Genomic DNA, 20,160 nt, shown 5'->3' with positions numbered 1-20,160 from the left:
AATATTCGTATTTGATGTTTTATATTTCAATACTTAATCAAAATCTGCGGATCAAAACTTCTTATTTCCTTTTTCTTTGGAGTGTCTATAAATTCCAAATCACAAACAAAACTAAAATAAGTTCTTTTAACTCCAACCTTTTTCGCAAGACTTAAAGCAGCATACGCCGTCCCGCCTGTTGCAAGCAAATCATCATGAATCAAAATAACATCTTGCTCCCCTAAAGCATCTTCATGTATTTCCACGCTGTCTTCACCATATTCCAACTCATAAGTTTCAGTTAAAACTTTTGCAGGAAGTTTACCTTTTTTCCGAATAGGAACAAAACCAGCATTCAATTTACTAGCGATAGCGCCACCAAAAATAAAACCTCTTGATTCCAAACCTACAACCTTGGTTATACTTTTATCTTTAAATTCATCTACTATCGAATCAACAACCATATTAAACGCTTCCTTATTTTTCAAAAGTGTTGTAATATCTTTAAAACTAATTCCCTCTTTTGGAAAATCTGGAATCTCTCGAATTTCTTTTTTAAGGTTCATTTTGATTTTTGTTTCACGTGGAACATTTAACGACCAAGCATAATAAGTAAAACATTTATATCAGCAGGAGAAACTCCCGAAATACGTTTTGCCTGACCAATAGTCTTTGGATTAATTTTTTCTAATTTTTGTCTACCTTCAGTTGAGATAGATTTTAATTTACTATAATTAAATTTATTTTCAATATTTATGTTCTCAAATTTATCTAATTTTTCGGCAAGCAACTTTTCCCTGTTGATGTAACCTTCATACTTAATTGCTATTTCCGCTGCTTCTATAATTTCATGTTTTCTATCCTCCGGAACCCTTTTGAGAAACTCTTTAAACGGGCTTATGTACTCAATTAAATCAAATATTGAAATCTGAGGACGTAAAATTATGTCAATTAATTTTACTCCTTGTTTTAATTCTGTAGTATTTTTATTCTTAAGTAGCTGATTTACAAACATAGGCTTAACACTAAATTGTTTAGTGTAGTCAATTATTTTTGAAATTATGCTCAATTTTTGATCCAACAAATTCTTGCGATCCAGAGAAGCTAATCCCAATTTATATGATTTTTCGGTTAACCGAATGTCGGCGTTATCCTGACGAAGCAAAATTCTAAATTCTGCGCGACTGGTAAACATCCTGTAGGGCTCGTCCACCCCTTTTGTAACTAAATCATCGATAAGAACACCAATATATGCTTCATTTCGTTTGAGAATAAATTCTTCTCCTTTTTGTTGGGATTTTAAATGAGCATTTATACCGGCAATGATTCCCTGAGCACCTGCCTCCTCATAACCGGTTGTTCCATTTATCTGACCAGCAAAAAACAAATTTTCCACCAATTTGGTCTCAAGTGTATGATGCAATTGTGTAGGTTCGAAATAATCGTATTCGATAGCATAACCAGGGCGAAAGATTTTCGCTTTTTCTAATCCGGGAATTTTGCGCAACGCTCTATACTGAACTTCCCAAGGTAAGGACGACGAAAAACCATTTAAATAATATTCTATTGTTCGTTCTCCTTCAGGTTCCAAAAAAAGCTGATGTCTTTCTTTTTCAGAAAAAGTTACAAGCTTTGATTCTATGCTTGGACAATACCTTGGACCTGCTCCTTGTATTGTGCCATCAAACATTGGTGAAAACTCAAAGCCTAACTCCAACTCACTATGCACCACCGGATTTGTGTAGGTAATCCAACAGGATCGTTGAATCAATGACGACTCTGTACCAGGTAAATAAGAAAATTTATAATGACTTGTGTCTCCCTTCTGTTCAATCAAATTTGAAAAGTCAATTGTCCTTCCGTCGATACGCACAGGCGTACCCGTCTTTAACCGCCCGGTTTTAAACCCTACATCAAAAAGTTGTTCAGAAATATTATAAGAAGCTGCTTCACCAATTCTCCCTCCTTTCATCTGAGCAGAACCAATATGCATTAAACCGTTAAGAAAAGTACCGTTAGTAAGTATAACAGTTTTTGCGGTAAATTTAATACCTATTTTAGTTACAACTCCTTCAACAACTTTGTTATTAATTAATAGTCCAACAACTGCGTCCTGCCACAAATCTAGATTTTTAACTGACTCCAGCGTTTCACGCCACAACTCAGCAAACCTAAACCTATCGTTTTGAGAGCGGGGACTCCACATTGCCGGACCTTTTGATTGATTTAACATCCTGAATTGTATGGTTGACTTATCAGCAATTATCCCGGAATAACCGCCTAAAGCATCTATTTCGCGAACAATTTGCCCTTTTGCTATTCCTCCCATCGCGGGATTACACGACATTTGACCATACTTGGTCATGTCCATTGTTATCAACAATGTTTTTGAACCAAGATTTGCTGCCGCTGCTGCTGCCTCACAACCAGCATGTCCTCCTCCAACAACTATTACATCATATTCTGGTATCATAACTCTATCCCACTAAAATCAACCTCACTTAAATAATAATTTTCCTTTTGTCTCATTTCAAACTGTTCAGCCTCGGTTTTATCATTATAACCAACTAAATGCAAAACACCGTGAAAAACAACTCTGTACAATTCTACAACAAATTTACTTTGAAAAGTTTCAGCGTTTTCTCTTACACGATCCAAACTAATAAATAAATCGCCCGAAATTACAGAATCTTCTACATAATCAAATGTTACAATGTCTGTATAATAGTCGTGATTTAAATATTTTTTATTAACCTCTAATAAATAGTTATCGGAACAAAAAATAAGCGAAATATCTCCAACACTCTTCAATTCACTTAATATAAGTGAATTAACATATCCTGTTAATTGATTTTTTCTTAGCTTTAGCGGATGAATATCCTCGAAAAAAAACTGAATACTACTCACTTACATTTCATTTTTAAGTGAACACTATTTCCTTTACTGTTATAGCGCAAAGAATCGGAAAGTGACCTAATAATATGAATACCCCGACCTGACTCCTTTTTTAAATTCTTTGATATAGTTGGATTTTTAACTTCATTTAAATCAAAACCTTGTCCTTCATCCTTTACTTTAACTGAAATGTGATTAAAATCGCATTCCATCGTGATTGTAACCGGCTTTCTGGAATCGTTTTTATTACCGTGTTCAATAGAATTTATCACAGCCTCAGATACGCAAAGCAAAACCCTGTTATAAAGCGCTTTATTAAGCTTATATTCGTCAAAAATTTGTTCAATAAACTTTTCTACTTTGAAAAGCTCTTCTTTATCTGATTTTATTACTAATATTTTGTTCGTTTCAGTTAGCACTTATTTGTCTATATTATTTAAATACTGTTTGTATTTACTATTATAGAAATTGTTTAGTTTATGCGAATTCTTATACAAATACTCTATTGAATAGTTTTCATTTTCTTTATACTCAAAAAATTTAACCGGGTTACTAAAGAAATCATCTGCGGTTTCCGATTCCCGCTTATCCTCGTATTCTCTTTCCAATTCAGCCTTCTCAGCCTCGAGTAAACGTGTTGTAATAAGATTTTGTCTTGCTATAGTTTGAGCATTGATATTTTTATTCATTAATTCCTTTCTGTTTTGCTCTAATAGTTGGTCTATTTGTTGAAGTTGATCTTTGGCGCCACTTCCAACATTTCCATTGTTCATCAGCTCCCGTAACATTTGTTGCATCATTTCGTGTTGCATCAAAGATTCACCTAACTGCTGGCTCATTTGTCCTTTATTTCCGTTTTTCATCTGCTCTATCATACGTTCCAACTGTTGCTTTAAATTTTCGGAAGCATTCTTCAACATATTCATTCCGGGTTTACCTTGTCCCGGATTCTCATTCTGTTGATCTCCAGGCATTGCATTAGCCATTTGCTCCTCCAAATTTTCCAAAGCCTCATTAAGCATCAAAGCCAAATTATTTACAGAAGTAATAACAAACAACTGGTTCACTTTTGCATTTGGAAACAAACCTTCCTCCATCTGGCTGGTTGATTTTTCAAGATTCAATTCCATTGAAAGTAATTCATTATTCACCATACTGTTGATCTGTGGTGTTCTCATGGCAAGTGCATACAATGAATCCCGTACTATTTTACTTTGATCAAATATTCTTTTTTGCCCCTGATTTAATTCCACCAAACGAGGATCACTTGCATCAATCCCTGACAAACCATCAAAAACCTCTTCCTGCGAAAAGGACAAAACGATCAAATTACTAAGTATCTGCTTTAAATTTTCAATATTTTCCATGTTCTGTTGCATGGTATTCTGATCAAGCATCTGTTGCATCCCAAAAGCCATATTCTGAAGCTTATCAGAAGTATTCTTTAAACCTTCTCCTGACTTTTTTCTATTTCTTTTATTAAGTTCGTTTTTATTTTCATCAAAACCCTGTTTAATATCTTCAAACTCTTCACTAAAATCATCAAAATTTAACGGCTCAGTTAATTCATTATTTAAATCAAGTGCGTCTTTTACCTCTTTTTCAATTTGGTTAAACTCTTGCTGGTGTTTTGTAACTTCTTCAAACGCTCTTTCATAATTCTTTTCTTCCAAAACATCATCGCTAAGTTGACGCTCTTCACCAGCCATCTGGTTTACATCTTCAATTACCCTCTGTAGTTTTTCCTCTATCTTCATCTTCCGCAACATTTCAAGGTTTCGATCCATTTGTTTTTGAAGATCCTCAAAACTAAGATCCATTTGCTGCGAAAGTTGGTTTAGTTTCTTGCTATCAAACTCTTCAGCCAGTTTATTAAACTCCTCCATCAATTCCTTTAGTTCATCAGTAAAAACTTCTTCAAGCAATTCCTCTATTTGTTTTTGTTTTTCTATTATCTCGTCGCTTTGTTTATTAAATGAATTCAGATAATTATTCAAATTTTCATTATTTTCTTTTATCTGATCGTACATCTGCTCCAACCGGTTTTGCTTTGAAATAATATCATTTACCATTTGAGATTTTTCCCAGTCCGAAGTGTTTGTATCCATATTTTTCAAACGCAGATTTTCCAAATCATCCTTAATTTCACCAGCCATTTCTTTACTTTGTTTCAGCATATCCTCCAATTTCTGAAATTGTTCTTTTTCAGTTTTAGCAATCTCCTCCGTATTGGGATATTGAAACGTAAAACTACTCGAAGTAGTTGTTTTATAATTATTTACGACATCATTATCAGTTACAGAAAAATAGTAGGACACTATACCCGACTTCTCTCCTAAAGTACTAAAATCGAAGCTGTAATAAAATTCCTGATCGTTTAACGACCGGACAAAAGGAATAGAAAAAGCGGAATCGGTATTTTCAATATTATAGTGAAACTTTAAATCAGTAAAACCATAATCATCTCCAATTATTCCTTTAAAGAAAAACCGTGTTACCTGAAAAGAATCTTTAACTTGTGCAACATCTATTTCCGGAAAAAGATCCGGAATTACATCAATTGAATAGGTTAACGCAAGCTCGGCTTCTGTTATTTTATTTTTAATTAATACACTATAATTTGTCGATTTATAAAATTTCGATTCAATAACAAACGAATTGTTTTGCCGGCTACCTGCAACTTTCAAAGAGTCATTAAAAACCATATACAGTGAATCAACATCAATACCGGAAAAATTCCACTCTACATTAGTACCGGAAGGAATCTGTATATCGCCAATATTATCAAAAGACTGATTTTGTAACGATGTATAAGAAGGAGGAGTAATTTGAACATTAAAACTGGTAATACCTGGTTTTGGAAGAAGTTGTAAATTGTATCTTTCTGAACTGTACTTTAAGTCCGTAAAATAAAAAGTTACAGGATTTATTACCGATGCCATCTCAAATTCGAAGCTACCGGCAGCAATATTTTTCATCAGATAATTATTCCCTTCTATATTAATATATATCAACTGTGGTAATTCGTCTCCTTTACAATTAACAGCAATAGTAAAAGCGTCTCCCTTTTTTGCTTGTAAACTCGTATTCGATAAATGAAAGGTATAGGGAGCGGGTTTTACATACTGGGTATTATAATGTATGATTCTGTTCGTAGATTCTGTAAATATATTCCTGTTTGCCAAAAATATTCCGGCCGTAACAATTATACTAACACCAAAATACAACAATATAAACCGTAATTTTTTAAATTGAACAGCATCATTAAAATCAAAAATTTTTAACTCATTGATTTTCTGATCAATACTTGCCAAAACAATTTCGTTTGAATATTGCTTATCAGAAATAGAAGCCAACTCAATAACATTCAGAAGCTTATCCTTAATTTCAGCAAAATTATCCTGAATAAGAACAGAAGCAGATTTTGTATCGATTGGCTTTAATATGTGTAATAATTTTAAAAGCGGTATTCCTACAAACTGAACTATCAACAATCCACCAAAAATGGTATATCCATAAAAAAGGATTTTCCTGTATTCGACCGGTAAATAAACATTGTATTCAATAATTGAAAAAACAACATAGAGTATAAGTAGTATAAACAATACAAGAAGCAAACCCTTTAAAATTTGGTAAGAGTAATACCGCAGTTTAAAAGCATTTAGTTTATTAACAAGTATGTTAAAATTTTCCGTCATAAAATATAAAATATTTGGTCACAAATATTTACAAAAATCAGCAATGTTAATAACTACACGTTAAAAACTTGAAAAACAAAAATAAACTTTTAAAATTATATTTGTATTGTTTCAAAATTTATCTATACAATCTATTAATCAAAACGACCTTTTTATTTAACTATTTTTTAGCATCAATCTTTTCACAAAATATTAACTGTTCATTTCAAGTATAAAACAGAGCCCACAATAATTAACACCTGTTAAAAAATAAAAACATATTCTTGTGGTATAACAATTTAACCTTACAACAAGTTGTTAAAAACATATTAAAACCAGTTTACAGTTTCGGGAACAAAAATTAAAAAATAGAAATTAACAAGTGTGAACAGGATATTATTAATTACATATATCTTTATATTTGTTTTATTCTAATATAAATACAGAGAAATGGAAATCCTTCTTGTTGAAGACAACCAATTAAATCAAAAAGTAGTTACATTTAATTTACGAAAATATAATTATAATGTAACTGCGGTAATGTACGGAAGCGAAGCAATAAAATTGATGAAAGAAAGAAATTTCGATCTTATTTTAATGGATATCATGCTACCTGAAATGGATGGATTTGAAATAACAAAAGCGATTAGAAAATACGAAAAAGAGGAGGGTATTAGCATACAAATTCCTATTATAGCATTAACGGCAAATGCTTTGGATAACGACCGGGATAAATGTTATAATGCCGGAATGAATGAATACCTGTCGAAACCCTTTACGTCAGATGAATTAATCGGAGTTATTGACAAATTTTTTCCGCGACAGTAAAATTAATGGAGGAAAATATAGACATTAGGGGAGGAAACTTTTCAGAAAGTGAGAAAGAGCTGGACAAAAAATTGCGGCCGCTTCAGTTTTATGATTTTAGTGGACAAAATAAAATTGTTGAAAACCTCAAAATATTTGTGGAAGCAGCCAAAATGCGTGATGAATCCTTGGATCACGTGCTTTTACATGGGCCGCCGGGACTGGGAAAAACTACATTATCAAATATTATTGCCAACGAACTTGGTGTAGGTATTAAAATTACATCGGGACCAGTATTGGATAAGCCCGGAGATTTGGCCGGATTACTTACCAACCTCGAAGATAAAGATGTACTTTTTATAGACGAGATTCATCGCCTTTCTCCTATTGTGGAAGAATATTTATATTCTGCAATGGAAGATTTCAGGATTGATATAATGATTGATAAAGGACCAAGTGCACGTTCCATTCAGCTGGAATTAAATCCTTTTACACTCATTGGAGCCACAACACGGTCGGGTTTGTTAACATCGCCCTTACGAGCCCGTTTTGGGATAAACTCACATCTTGAATATTATGATTCAGAGATTTTAACTGAAATTGTAAAACGTTCGGCCCGAATTTTAAATGTTAGTATTTCAGAAGATGCTGCAAAAGAAATTGCCTCACGAAGCCGCGGAACTCCCCGTATTGTTAATTCACTGTTACGAAGAGTTCGTGATTTTGCACAGGTAAAAGGAACCGGTGAAATTGATATGTCGATAACCAAACACGCATTATCGGCCTTAAATATCGATGAGTATGGTTTGGATGAAATGGATAACCGTATTTTGTATAGTATTATTGATAAATTTAAAGGTGGCCCTGTTGGTATTACTACCATTGCAACCGCCGTGGGCGAAGATGCCGGAACCATTGAGGAAGTGTACGAACCCTTTCTTATAAAAGAGGGATTTATAAAAAGAACTCCCCGTGGGCGGGAAGCAACTGAATTGGCATATAAACATTTGGGAAGAATAAAGTACGGCGATTCACCAACTCTATTCTGATTCTATCAATTTTATTTCGAAAAGACGAGGCCAGTATTTTCCTGTCACAAATAACCTGTCATTTTCTTTGTCGTAAGCAATTCCGTTCATATAATCTAGTGTATCCGATGGATTTGTATACATATTTATAATTCCGTCCAAATTTATTTCCCGGATAACTTTGCCTGTTTCAGCGTCAATTTCAATAATGCGGTTAGTAGTATAGACATTAGCCAGAATTTTACCATCGATGTATTCCAGTTCATTAATAAAATTTACCAATCCCTTATTGTCGGCAACCTGTACCATTTTTATCACAGAAAAATCTTCCGGGCTGAGCCAGGTTAAAGTGTGTGTTCCGTTACCCATAATCAGGTTGGTTCCGTCGTTGGTTAAACCCCATCCTTCGCGCGAACTGTACTGAAAACTGTCGATAAGTGCAAAATCGGAAAGATTATATACAAAACCTTTTTGCGCTTTGTAGGTAAGCTGATAAATTTTGTTATTGAGAATTGTAATTCCTTCACCAAAATATATTTCATCGAGCGAATAGGTTTGAACCACATTTCCGTTTGGCATATTAATTTTCATTAAATGTGATTCTCCGTTATTTCCTGTACCTTCATACAAAAATCCCTTGTAAAATTCCAATCCTTCAGTAAACGAAGATTTTAAATGAGGATAGTTGTTTATAATCTGGTAACTGTATTTTTTCGGAACAACATCTGAAACAACCGGAATGCTTTTTACCCGGGAATTATCAACACCATCGGTTTTTGTAGCAACTACTTTGAAATTGTTGTTTCCCAGTGCGTTTAGTTCAACACCCGGAACAGTAAATTCAAGTTCTGAACTTTCTTTAATTAACTGATTTTCATAAAACAACTGTATATTTTCTATTTCTCCGTTTTTAACCTTTGTTTTTACTTCAACGGATACTTTTTCGCCAAAGACATAATTTTTTTTTGACGGCTGAATAACAATAGTGCTAACCGGCTTGCGCGAACGTTTTGGTTTATTTGAGCAGGAAAAAAAGGTTACAAACAAACTAAATACAAGTACCAAGGGAAAAACCGATTTTTTCATGTGCTGCATCTTTTATTTTAATCTTTTCAAAGATAAAATATAAAAGGAAACGTTCGGGTAATTTCCTTCTTTCAATAGATATGAATGCTATCTTTGTTTCAAAATTTGAAGGATTTGAATCCATTTAAAAAACTTGCAGGCGACACAGTAATTTATGGAATGAGTAGCATTGTTGGCCGGTTTCTGAACTGGTGGCTGATGCCGCTTTATGTTTCGCTTTTTACACCTGAAGAGTATGGCGTTGTAACCAATCTGTATTCTTATGTGGCGTTTTTTATGGTATTGCTTACCTACGGAATGGAAACCGGATATTTTCGTTTTGCCTCAAAAAACAGTGAACCGGAAAAAGTATATTCCACCTCACTTATTTCGTTATTTTTTACCTCATTATTGTTTTTACTTTTTGTAGTAGGATTTAAAGATACAATTGCAGGTTTAATTCAATATCCCAATCATTCGGAATATATTTTATGGTTTGCTGTAATTCTTTCTGTTGATGCTTTTACTGCAATTCCTTTTGCCCGACTCAGATTGAATAACCGACCCTTAAAATTCGCTTCTATTAAATTGGTAAACATAGGTTTTAGCATTGCTTTTAATTTATTTTTTCTTTTGTTGTGTCCCAAAGTATTGGAAAATAATTCTGATTCATTTTTAAATATTTTTTACTCGCCCGAAATAGGTGTGGGCTATGTTTTTATATCGAATTTACTTTCATCTTTGGTTACACTTTTATTATTGTTTCCCGAAATTATTAAGATTAACTTTCATTTTAATGGAAAACTTTTGCTGAAAATGCTGAGTTATTCTTTTCCTATTTTAATTGTTGGTTTGGCAGGCATGGTAAATCAGAATATTGATAAAATTTTGATTCGCTTTTTGTTGCCTGAAAGTAAAAATCCGATGGAGCAGATCGGAATTTACGGTGCAGCTGTTAAAATTGCTGTTTTAATGAATATGTTTATTCAGGCTTTCAGGTATGCTTTTGAGCCTTTTTTCTTTTCGCAGGCCGAAAGCAAAGACGATAAAAATATTCATGCCGACATTATGAAGTATTTTGTAGTGTTTGGGCTGCTCATTTTTTTGGGAATGACACTTTATATCGATGTCATAAAATTGATTATTCCTGATACTTATGACGAAGGTTTTTCGGTTGTTCCGCTTATACTGTTGGCCAATTTATTTTTTGGAATTTATTTTGCCCTTTCCATGTGGTATAAACTTAGTGATTTAACACGTTTTGGGGCTTATATATCTATTTTTGGAGCGGTAGTAACCATTGTTTTAAATGTAATTCTAATTCCCGCATATGGCTACAAAGGCTCTGCATTTACTGTTCTTGTATGTTTTTTTACAATGATGGTGATTTCATATTTTTTAGGGCAGAAGTATTATCCAATTCCATATAATTTGAAGCGGATAGGATTATACTTTTTAATTGCCGGTGTTATTTTTTTCCTTTCATTTTTTACACACAAACTACCAGGGAAAATGAAGTTTCCGATTCACACACTATTTGTGATACTTTTTATTTATTCATTCTATATTTTGGAGAAAAGGAGAATTAGATCCTTATTTAAATTCAGTAAAAAGAAATAAATACCAAAAACTATTAAATTTGTCAGCATGAAATATTTAGGAGGCAAAGCAATTGCCCTGGCAAGCGATCATGCCGGTTTTGATAAAAAACAGGTAACAATAAAATATTTGCAGGAAAAGGGAATATCCTACAAAGATTTTGGATGTTTTTCTGAGGAGAGCTGCGATTATCCCGATTTTGCCCATAAAATAGGAAAAGCGATAGATAATGGCGAATATGAAAAAGGTATAACTTTTTGCGGAAGTGGACAGGGTATCAGTATTACAGCAAACAAATATCAAAATGTTCGCTCGGCTTTGTGCTGGAATGTTGAAATTGCAGTGCTTTCAAAACAACACAACGATGCAAATATTTGTGCTATTCCCGGTAGATTTGTTAATGAAAAAGAAACGATTGATATCGTAGAAGCATATTTATCTGCCGAATTTGAAGGTGGGCGTCATGCCAGAAGAATAAAAAAAATTCCTATAGAGTAATATGTCGGAAAACAAAAAAATATTTCTGAAAGAATCCTCCATTTCTTTCGACAAAAAACATCGGAAGACGATAAATTTTAATATTTCGAGATATAATGCTGCCGTTGCCAAAGGAAAACTACGCTATAAAAATATGGAACTGGCAAAGCAACGGGCTTCTTATATAAAGTCGGATGTAGTAAAAAATTTGGCAACATATCTTGAAGAATTTGAAAGGAATGCTGAAAATAATGGGATAGAGGTTTTATGGGCTCGCGACAGTAAGGAAGCTATTGGTGAAATAAACCGGATTTTGAAGGAAAATAGTGCAAACTTACTGGTTAAAAGTAAATCCATGATTTCGGAAGAAATAGAGTTGAACGAAAATGTGGAGAAAATCGGTGTTGAGCCTGTTGAAACAGATTTAGGAGAATTTATTGTTCAGGTGGCGGGTGAAAAGCCTTACCATATTTTAACTCCGGCCATGCATAAATCAAAAGAAGATGTTGCCCGGCTTTTTAACGAGAAATTTGATACACCGCTGCATTCAACTCCTGAAGAACTTACTCTTTTTGTTCGGGATAAGTTGAGAAAACAGTTTACATCGGCCGAAATCGGTGTAACCGGTGCAAATTTTCTTGTTGCTGATGTTGGTGGTATTGCGTTGACTGAAAATGAGGGAAATGGTTTTATGTCAGTCTCCTTCCCTAATATACATATTGTAATTTCGGGAATTGAAAAAGTTTTACCCTCAGTAAAAGATCTACCGTTGTTTTTTCCCTTGCTTTCTGCTTTGGGCACAGGTCAGCAGGTTACTGTTTATAATTCACTTTTAACCGGTCCTAAAAAATCAAATGAAAATAATGGACCTGAAAAGATGTTTGTGGTTTTGTTGGATAATAACAGAACCGAAATAGCTCAGACCAGCGAACAATCGCAGGCTTTAAAATGTATCCGTTGCGGAGCATGTTTAAATGCTTGCCCCATTTACCGAAATGTAGGTGGCTACACCTATAATACTACTTACAGCGGACCAATCGGGTCAATTATTTCCCCCTTCTTTAATGGTTTTAAAAATTACGACCATCTGAGTTTTGCATGTACCGTTTGTGGAGCTTGTTCCGAAGTATGCCCGGTAAAGATACCTTTACACGAATTGCTGCTTAATAACCGGAAAACAAGTGTAGAAATGAGCCTGAGTGGTTCAAAATGGGATTTTGGGATGAAAATGTATGAATTTGCCTTCAAAAAACGTAAAAACCTTGATGCTGTTAATGGGAATGTTAAAAACAGTTTATTACATTTAAACCCGAAAATTTTAGGAAAAGAAAAAACAAAACCCTCGTTTGCAAAACAGTCGTTTAGTAAATTAAAGAAGTTAAACAAAATTTAAAACTAATATTGTTATGTTGTCGAATACTTGTAAATATGCACTCCGGGCATTGATATATTTAGGGAAATTTTCCGAAGATGATAAACGAATAGGGATTAAAAAAATTTCGGAGGATCTTGGACTCTCGTCTCCTTTTTTAGGAAAGATTTTACAGAACCTGGTAAAACAAAAGTTACTTGTTTCAACTAAAGGTCCAAACGGAGGATTTGCTATTGCGAAAAAAACAGATGAAATTACGCTTTGGGATATTGTTATAAAGGTTGATGGAGAGGAATTTTTTACCAACTGTTTAATTAGCCTTGAGCCTTGTAAAACACACGATCCTTCAAAACCATTGTGTCCGGTTCACGCACAGTACGATAAACTAAGGGGAGAGATATCAAGTTTCTATCAAAAAACCACTTTGGAAACCATTAGCAAGGATATCGATAAATTTGAAGATTTGGTGAGGCTTTAAAAAAGTTTTTCCCATTTTTTCCCGGAAATAAAAAATTGAAAAGCTACGATTGAGAATAAAATCCCTGACGTATTTGCTATAAAATCATATATATTGCTGCTTCTGGTCGCTGAAATCGTTCGTTGAATTGATTCCAGAAAACCACTTAACAAAATAGCAGAAAGAGGAGCCCAAAGTAAATATCTGGTTTCAAGCTTTTTAAAAGGTCTGAATAACAACAGACTAAAAACAAAGAAAAGACCAAAATGAACCATCTTGTCAAAATGGGGGATTTGTAATAATGGTTTTACAGGAAGGTCTTTTGCGGGCAAAAATAAACCGTAGCATATTAATGCAAGCCAGATAAACGGTTTTATAAAAAATGTAATTTTCATTTATTGGAAGTTTATATTTACAGGCAAATAAACAAAAAGTATGGCAGGTATTTATATTCATATCCCATTTTGTCGACAAAAATGTTATTACTGCGATTTTTATAAAACTGTAAATACCGGGCAAACACCAAGATTTATCAAGGCTATTCAGCAGGAAGCCAGGAAAAGAAAAGATTATGCAGGTAGTGAAAAGATAGAAACCATTTATTTTGGAGGAGGCACACCTTCGGTTTTAAACGGGAACGAACTGGCAGAAATTTTACAATTTTTCAGAAAAGAGTTCGAAATTGTAAAAGAAGCTGAAGTTACATTTGAAGCCAATCCTGATGATTTAACTGTTAATTATTTAGAAACACTGTACCAGGCAGGAGTTAACCGTTTAAGTATTGGTTTACAGGCACTGCAGAATGAACATTTAAAACGAATGAATCGCCGCCATGATGTTCAGCAGGCAATTGCTTCGGTAAATGATGCCCAAAAAGCAGGCTTTCAAAATCTTAGTGTTGATTTAATTTATGGTTTGCCCGAACTTACAATAAATCAGTGGAAAAGTACATTGAAACAAATTTTTTCGCTTCCTTTTCTACATCTTTCTGCGTATCATTTGACCTATCACCAGGGAACTCCTTTTTATACCTGGCTCAAAAAAGGAACATTAAAAGAGCTGGACGAAAAGGAAAGTGTGGAACAGTTTGAGATTTTAATAGAAACTGCGGAAAGATACGGATTTGAACATTACGAGATTTCAAATTTTGCCAAAAATCACCTCTATTCAAAACACAATACTTCGTACTGGACAGGCAAAAAATACCTCGGGCTAGGTCCATCGGCCCACTCTTTCAACGGAAATTCGCGACAATGGAATATGGCGCATCTCGAAGGATATTTAAAAGCTCAGGAAAATAACTTGCCTTTTTTTGAAGAAGAAGTTCTTTCTGAAAATGAAAAGTTTAACGAATATATTTTAACCCGGATGAGGACAAAGTGGGGCATACAGGAACAGGAGATTAGGAATATATTTGGCTCACAAGTATTAAATGCTTTTCAAAAAGAAATAGAAAATTATTTGCAAATGGAACTGATAAAAAAAGAAAATGGAAATTTTACATTTACACGAAAAGGACTTTTTATTTCAGATGACATTTTGTCAAATCTGATGATTATTTAATTGTGATCCAATCAATTAAAATTTAGTTGTATTTGATAAATAATGTTAATTCACACGGCATTCTCTGGTAAATTAGTATCTTAGCGGTCTTTTAAAATTCAGGTTTCAGATGCAGATTAAAATCGTTAATAAATCGAATAATGATTTGCCGGCGTATAGTACTGAACTGTCGGCAGGAATGGATTTAAGGGCTTACCTTCAGGAGCCGGTGGTGTTAAAGCCACTGGAAAGAAAATTAATCCCAACAGGTTTGTTTGTTGAAATTCCCAAAGGATACGAAGCACAAATCAGACCAAGAAGCGGACTGGCATTAAAAAAGGGAATTACGGTTTTAAACACACCCGGAACCATTGATGCAGATTACAGGGGAGAAATTGGTGTTATTTTGATTAACCTTTCGCAAGAAGATTTTGTTATTGAAAATGGAGAAAGGATATGCCAGATGGTTGTGGCTGCTCACGAAACTGTGGAATGGAATTTGGTAGAGGTGTTGGAAGAAACAGTCAGAGGTGCAGGTGGTTTTGGCCACACCGGTAAAAATTAAAACAATGAAAAGGATAATATTTTTGGGTAGTGTTGTTGGCTTAACTTCATTGCTGTTTTCATGCTCAGGGGTTAAAACTGTTGCACAGAAAGAACCTGTGGTTCAGGAAACGGAAGTTACTCTTACAGAAGAACAGGAATTAGACGAACGGAAACAGAAAGAGTTTGAATATTTATTTGTTGAGGCTTTAAAACAAAAGATGTTTGGAAATGCGCAAAAGGCAATCCAATTGTTGTCCAGTTGTCTTGATATTGATCCAAACTCTTCATCAGCAATGTATGAGCTGGCAAATATTCATGCGGCAAATAACGATTTTACAAGTGCTTCTTTGTTGCTCGAAAAAGCAATCAGTATCGATTCAGGTAATAAATGGTATAAATTGCTGTTGGCTCAAATTTATCAGAAACAACGAAAATTTTCTGAGGCAGCAGAAATATATACCGAACTGGTAAAAACTGATCCCGAGAACCTCGAATATTTGTATATGAGAGCGGCTCTGCTTGCCAATGCAGAGGAATTTGAAGAGGCTGTTAAAGCTTACGATGCAATGGAAGAAAAAACAGGCATTAATGAGCAAATTTCTGTTGAGAAGCAGCAAATTTATCTTTCTATGGGAAAGGTTGAGGAGGCCTTTGAGGAAATCGAAAAACTTATTGAATACAATCCGGCAGAAACAAAATATTATGGTTTACTCGCCGATTTGTACCAAAGCCAGGGAGATTCTGAAAATGCATTAAAATACTACAAAAAAATTCAGCAAATGGAGCCTGAAAATGGTTTTGTGCATTTTTCACTGGCGAATTTTTACTTGGAAAACGGGGATGAAGAAAAATCATTTGAAGAGACCAAAGAGGGGTTTAAAAGTGAAGAAGTCGATATTCAGACGAAACTTCAAATGTATATGATGCTTACTTCCAATCGTGAAGAATCAAAAATAACCGATAAAAAAGAACAGGAGCTTATTCAATTGCTACTGGAACAATATCCCGATGAGTTTTTAGTTCGCACCATTTATGCTGATTATTTTTTGAAAAAGAATGAGCTGGAAAAAGCCCGTGAACAAATGCTGAAAGCTCTGGAAATTGAACAAAGTGACTACATGGTATGGGAACGTATTTTGTTTATTGATAATGATTTACAGGATTGGGAAGGATTGTACAAACACAGTGAAAAAGCATTTGAATTATTTCCCAACCAACCACAAACCTACTTTTTGCACGCTATTGCCTGTATTCAACTCGAAAAATTTGAGGAAACCAAAACCATCGTGGAAGAAGGACTGGATTATGTTGTTGATAACCCACAATTGCAAGGTCAGTTTTTAATGTTAAAAGGAGAAGCAATTTATAAATTGGGAAATCAGGAGGAGGCTTTTGGATTTTTCGATAAAGCTGTTGAACTAGACCCTGATAATTATATTGCACTTAATAATTATGCTTACTATTTGTCGGTTGCAGGAAAAAATCTGGATAAGGCGGAGAGGATGAGTGGAAAAGTGGTTGAACGGTTTCCGGATAATCCGACGTATTTGGATACACACGCCTGGGTGCTGTTTAAAAAGGGTGAATATTCTCTCGCAAAATTTTATATGCAATCTGCAATAAATAACGGAGGTCAGGATAACCCCACATTGCTGGAACATTATGGTGATATTCTATTTATGCTTCAAAAACTGGACGAAGCCAAACAGTTCTGGGAAAAAGCAAAAAACAGCGGAAGTACTTCCGAGGTTTTGGAACGTAAAATAAAGGAACAAAAATACATTGAAGAATAAATGAAGGTAGGTTTGATGGGCGGAATAAAGTTTCCGTTTTTTATGATTCTACTCGGGCTTTTAGGATTTTCTTCTTGCCGTACTGCACGAAATATTGAAATGGTTGAGGCAAAACCTATGAGCACCGGAAAACTGCTAAAACAAGTAGAAAAGAATGCGTTTGATTACAGCTATTTTTCAATTAAAAGAATTAACTGCCAGTTTTCCGATAATTTTTCGAAAGCCAGTTTTAAAGTAAACCTTAGAGCACACCGCGACAATAAAATTTTAGTTTCAATAAGTAAACTAAATATTCCGGTAGGAAGAGTTTTGCTTACTCCCGACAGTGTAAAATATGTAAATTACATCGACAAAAATTTTTTTATTGATGACTATTCCTATTTAAGTAAGGTATTGAATATTGACCTTGATTTTGCCACCATTCAGTCTATTATTTCGAACAATGCGTTTTCTTACAGAAATGATCCGAAAGACCGTGACTTTAAAACATTTGATTCGTTTATTGAAAACGGACATTACGTGCTACAGTCAGAGAAAGAGAGGAAGTTGGTAAAGATAGAAGAGAAGGGAAAAACGGTTAAAGCAGATCGCAGGTTAAAAAGATTGGATGAGGATGCTTTGATTCTTCAAAAAATGTTTTTTGAACCGGTAAATTTTGCTTTAACAAAGCTAATTATTGAAGACAAAACAAACGAACGGCAGTTGTTACTTACATTCGACGATTTTGAGGAATTTGAGAAAAAGGATTATCCGGGCCTGATTGATATGAATTTCAATTCGCCCGAAAATGATGTCAATTTAAAAGTAAGAATGAGTGGTTTTTCTACCGAAAAAGTAAAATCTTTTAGTTTGAGAATACCCGAGAAATATGAAGAGATCAGGGTAAATTAAATAAGTTTCTTTTACATTAGAAGAACCAAAATTTAAGGTAATGAAAACTCTGGTTGTAACAAGTATCGTTTTATTTTTTGTACATACGGTTTGTTATGCCCAGTCATTGTCTGATCTTCAGAAGAAAAAAGAGGAAGCCGCTGCCGAAATAGAATACACTACAAAATTGCTAAATGAAGCGGAAAAAAGCGAAAAAACGTCGCTGAACCAGCTTAGGCTTTTAAATAATCAAATTCACCAGAGAAACATTGTAATCAACAATACAAGAGAGGAAATTAATGTTTACCAAGAATTTATTGATAATAATACACTGGTAGTAAAAATGCTGGATGAAGATATACAAAAGTTAAAGGAAGAATATGCGGAAATGATTCGTTCAGCGTACCGGAACAAAAATGCCAATGACAATGTAATGTTTCTTTTATCGGCCGAAGATTTTAACCAGGCTTACCGCAGGTATTTGTATTTGAAACAGTACACCAGTCAAAGAAAAACGCAGGCTGAGACTATAAATTCCGTTCAGGAAGTGTTAACAGAGAGCAGTAAAAAGCTGGCAGAACAAAAAGTAACCAGACAGCAATTGATTGGTGAAACACGAGAAGAGACTCAAAAACTGACAACAGAAAAACAACAACAAAATCAAGAGCTTCAAAAGTTACAAAAACAGCAACGCAGTTTGCGTCAAAAGTTGAACCAGCAGCGTCGGGTGGAACAACAACTGGAGGATGAAATTCAGAGGATAATTGAAGAAGAAGCCCGCAAGAATACTGATGCCGGAGCGCCCGCATTTGCTTTAGCTCCCGAACAAAAACTGGTTGGCGACAATTTTGAACAGAATAAACGACTTCTTCCCTGGCCGGTTGAAAGAGGTGTTATTACTGAACATTTCGGTATTCATTCTCATCCGATTTTAAAAAATGTGCAAATCCGGAACAACGGAATCAATATTGCCACAGAAACAGGTTCAAAAGTAAGAGCGATATTTAACGGAGAAGTCACACGTGTTTTTGGTATCACAGGAGGAAATACAGCTGTTATTATTCGTCACGGCAATTACCTTACCGTATACTCCAACTTGAGAGAGGTCGTGGTTAAAAAAGGAGATATGGTGGCAACCAAACAGATCATCGGAACGGTTTTTACTGATTTGGAAGACGGGAATAAATCAATTCTCAAGTTTCAGATCTGGCGTGAGAATCAGAAACTCAATCCTGAAGAGTGGATTGTGAAATAACATAATACATAGCTGTAGTAAAAAAATTTCGCAACCAAGGAATTGAAGAAATTAATTTAGATTGTGTCCGTGGTTTCAAGCCAAATTTTGTTTCATAATTTGGATTTATAAAATAGTAAGTTCGTTTGTCAATGCTAAATTTTTCCTGTTTGATTATTCTTTCAAATCTTTCAATTGAAATACCAGTTTGTTTTATTTCAACAAGAGTATTGATTTGACTTTCATTTTCACCAAAAGATTTAAGAATAAACCGGTATGTTTTTTGAGGTAATAAGTGGAAAAAAGGTATTTTAGATAGTAATTTGCTGCCGCAAATTTGTTGATGACCTCCAAATGGATTTTGCCATGGAGGAAAAGCTAGAAAAATTTTCCCATCGGGTTTTAAAAACTGTTTAATAAAACCCATAAACTTTTCTTGATTTAGAATGTGTTCAATCACATCGCGCATCATAATCAAGTCATATTTTTTATCCAGAGAATTATGTTTATAAATGTCTTCACAAATAAGTTCAAGATTATTTCTGTTTTTATGATTGGAATAAAATTTTTCTGCCTGTTTAATTTTGCCATGCGAAATATCTATTCCTGTTGCTTTGCAACCGATATCTATAAATGGTTTAAGATTACCAGCTTCCCCGCAACCAATCTCTAAAACTTCTGTTTTTGGTTCAATTTTAATTAAATCAGATAAATAAGGAATTACATGTTTGGCTGTAGTTATACCCTGTTCTTCGAAATATTTAATTCTATTTGTGTGCCTTTTTTGCATTAGGTTTTAATTTTTTGCAATATAGAAAT

Annotated in this window: 19 protein-coding genes; 11 read left to right on the top strand and 8 right to left on the bottom strand. The window is 34.1% G+C overall.

Features of this window, described 5'->3' with window-relative positions; translation table 11 throughout:
* Positions 1–26: 26 nt before the first annotated feature.
* From GM418_RS11400 to GM418_RS11380, 5 genes are read right to left on the bottom strand one after another with little or no spacing between them, the layout of a single operon-like run.
* Entirely contained in the window at positions 27–545 is a 519-nt protein-coding gene (locus GM418_RS11400) for an adenine phosphoribosyltransferase (RefSeq protein WP_158866142.1), read from the bottom strand.
* Positions 546–571: 26 nt separating this feature from the next.
* Positions 572–2,452 carry a tRNA uridine-5-carboxymethylaminomethyl(34) synthesis enzyme MnmG gene (gene mnmG, locus GM418_RS11395; RefSeq protein WP_158866140.1) on the bottom strand — a complete coding sequence of 627 codons (1,881 nt, stop codon included), beginning with the start codon at positions 2,450–2,452 and terminating at the stop codon, positions 572–574.
* Positions 2,449–2,886 carry an rRNA maturation RNase YbeY gene (gene ybeY, locus GM418_RS11390; protein WP_158866138.1) on the bottom strand — a complete coding sequence of 146 codons (438 nt, stop codon included), beginning with the start codon at positions 2,884–2,886 and terminating at the stop codon, positions 2,449–2,451. Before ybeY ends, mnmG begins: the two co-directional genes overlap by 4 nt.
* Positions 2,883–3,293, bottom strand: coding sequence for an ATP-binding protein (locus GM418_RS11385; protein WP_158866136.1), 411 nt, complete (start codon positions 3,291–3,293; stop codon positions 2,883–2,885). The genes ybeY and GM418_RS11385 overlap by 4 nt, the downstream gene beginning before the upstream one ends.
* Positions 3,294–6,572, bottom strand: a complete 3,279-nt coding sequence (locus GM418_RS11380) for a synaptonemal complex protein 1 (RefSeq protein ID WP_158866134.1) — start codon at positions 6,570–6,572, stop codon at positions 3,294–3,296. It lies immediately after the preceding gene.
* Between the two features lie 429 nt (positions 6,573–7,001).
* Here GM418_RS11380 and GM418_RS11375 point away from each other — a divergent pair, with 429 nt between their 5' ends.
* Together GM418_RS11375 and ruvB are read left to right on the top strand one after the other, a co-directional pair.
* On the top strand, positions 7,002–7,379 hold the full coding sequence (locus GM418_RS11375; protein WP_158866132.1) for a response regulator: 378 nt from the start codon (positions 7,002–7,004) through the stop codon (positions 7,377–7,379).
* 5 nt (positions 7,380–7,384) lie between these two features.
* Entirely contained in the window at positions 7,385–8,407 is a 1,023-nt protein-coding gene (gene ruvB / locus GM418_RS11370) for a Holliday junction branch migration DNA helicase RuvB (RefSeq protein WP_158866130.1), read from the top strand.
* Here ruvB and GM418_RS11365 read toward each other — a convergent pair.
* Complete coding sequence (locus tag GM418_RS11365) at positions 8,399–9,472, bottom strand: glutaminyl-peptide cyclotransferase (RefSeq protein WP_158866128.1); 1,074 nt, start codon at positions 9,470–9,472, stop codon at positions 8,399–8,401. The genes ruvB and GM418_RS11365 overlap by 9 nt on opposite strands.
* 114 nt (positions 9,473–9,586) lie before the next feature.
* Here GM418_RS11365 and GM418_RS11360 point away from each other — a divergent pair, with 114 nt between their 5' ends.
* From GM418_RS11360 to GM418_RS11345, 4 genes are read left to right on the top strand one after another with little or no spacing between them, the layout of a single operon-like run.
* Complete coding sequence (locus tag GM418_RS11360; RefSeq protein ID WP_158866126.1) at positions 9,587–11,071, top strand: lipopolysaccharide biosynthesis protein; 1,485 nt, start codon at positions 9,587–9,589, stop codon at positions 11,069–11,071.
* Between the two features lie 27 nt (positions 11,072–11,098).
* Positions 11,099–11,548 (top strand): ribose 5-phosphate isomerase B, encoded by a 450-nt coding sequence (gene rpiB / locus GM418_RS11355; protein WP_158866124.1) that lies wholly within the window; start codon positions 11,099–11,101, stop codon positions 11,546–11,548.
* Position 11,549: 1 nt separating this feature from the next.
* Positions 11,550–12,920 carry a lactate utilization protein B gene (locus tag GM418_RS11350; RefSeq protein WP_158866122.1) on the top strand — a complete coding sequence of 457 codons (1,371 nt, stop codon included), beginning with the start codon at positions 11,550–11,552 and terminating at the stop codon, positions 12,918–12,920.
* 13 nt (positions 12,921–12,933) lie between these two features.
* The gene (locus GM418_RS11345) at positions 12,934–13,377 is read left to right on the top strand and encodes an RrF2 family transcriptional regulator (RefSeq protein ID WP_158866120.1); all 444 of its coding nucleotides are present in this window, start codon (positions 12,934–12,936) and stop codon (positions 13,375–13,377) included.
* Here the strand turns inward: GM418_RS11345 and GM418_RS11340 are convergent.
* Positions 13,374–13,751 carry a VanZ family protein gene (locus GM418_RS11340; protein WP_158866118.1) on the bottom strand — a complete coding sequence of 126 codons (378 nt, stop codon included), beginning with the start codon at positions 13,749–13,751 and terminating at the stop codon, positions 13,374–13,376. The genes GM418_RS11345 and GM418_RS11340 overlap by 4 nt on opposite strands.
* A gap of 40 nt (positions 13,752–13,791) precedes the next feature.
* Here GM418_RS11340 and hemW point away from each other — a divergent pair, with 40 nt between their 5' ends.
* The 5 genes from hemW (at position 13,792) to GM418_RS11315 (ending at position 19,362) form a co-directional block, all read left to right on the top strand.
* Positions 13,792–14,919, top strand: coding sequence for a radical SAM family heme chaperone HemW (gene hemW, locus GM418_RS11335; protein WP_158866116.1), 1,128 nt, complete (start codon positions 13,792–13,794; stop codon positions 14,917–14,919).
* Between the two features lie 109 nt (positions 14,920–15,028).
* A complete protein-coding gene (gene dut, locus GM418_RS11330) occupies positions 15,029–15,463 on the top strand; it encodes a dUTP diphosphatase (protein ID WP_158866114.1) in 435 nt (144 codons plus the stop codon).
* Between the two features lie 4 nt (positions 15,464–15,467).
* Positions 15,468–17,237, top strand: coding sequence for a tetratricopeptide repeat protein (locus tag GM418_RS11325; RefSeq protein WP_158866112.1), 1,770 nt, complete (start codon positions 15,468–15,470; stop codon positions 17,235–17,237).
* Positions 17,238–18,128, top strand: a complete 891-nt coding sequence (lolB1, locus tag GM418_RS11320; RefSeq protein WP_158866110.1) for a lipoprotein insertase outer membrane protein LolB1 — start codon at positions 17,238–17,240, stop codon at positions 18,126–18,128.
* A gap of 40 nt (positions 18,129–18,168) precedes the next feature.
* Positions 18,169–19,362, top strand: a complete 1,194-nt coding sequence (locus GM418_RS11315; RefSeq protein ID WP_158866108.1) for a murein hydrolase activator EnvC family protein — start codon at positions 18,169–18,171, stop codon at positions 19,360–19,362.
* Here the strand turns inward: GM418_RS11315 and GM418_RS11310 are convergent.
* Positions 19,334–20,131 carry a class I SAM-dependent methyltransferase gene (locus tag GM418_RS11310; protein ID WP_158866106.1) on the bottom strand — a complete coding sequence of 266 codons (798 nt, stop codon included), beginning with the start codon at positions 20,129–20,131 and terminating at the stop codon, positions 19,334–19,336. The genes GM418_RS11315 and GM418_RS11310 overlap by 29 nt on opposite strands.
* Positions 20,132–20,160 lie beyond the last annotated feature (29 nt).

The sequence above is a fragment of the Maribellus comscasis genome, assembly GCF_009762775.1.
Taxonomy (GTDB): Bacteria; Bacteroidota; Bacteroidia; order Bacteroidales; family Prolixibacteraceae; genus Draconibacterium; species Draconibacterium comscasis.
Note: the sequence above shows the minus strand (reverse complement) of the source record. Positions and strands in the feature narration are given on the sequence as shown.